The following is a 279-nucleotide window of genomic DNA, read 5'->3' on the forward strand; positions in this document are numbered from 1 at the left end:
GAGAGCGACATGGGCGTGATGAATACCGGCGAAACCCTCGATGAAAAGGCGATCATCGCCTCGGCCGAAAAGGCGCTGTCCGACATTGCGGCGATCCGCGCGGAAGTCTCCAAGGTTATCTTCGGCCAGGAAAAGGTGGTGCAGAACACGCTTCTCGCCATCCTCTCCGGCGGCCACGCCCTTCTCGTCGGCGTTCCCGGCCTTGCCAAGACCAAGCTCGTCACCACACTCGGCACCGTGCTCGGCCTCGACGCCAACCGCATCCAGTTTACCCCGGAT

General features: G+C 62.4%; 1 protein-coding gene. It reads left to right on the forward strand.

What is annotated here, in order from left to right; all coding sequences use genetic code 11:
* Positions 1 to 9: 9 nt before the first annotated feature.
* Positions 10 to 279: MoxR family ATPase (locus tag EN857_RS34420; RefSeq protein WP_189522855.1), on the forward strand; the 270-nt coding region annotated here is incomplete at its 3' end.

The organism is Mesorhizobium sp. M4B.F.Ca.ET.214.01.1.1 (assembly GCF_004791545.1).
GTDB lineage: Bacteria > Pseudomonadota > Alphaproteobacteria > Rhizobiales > Rhizobiaceae > Mesorhizobium > Mesorhizobium abyssinicae.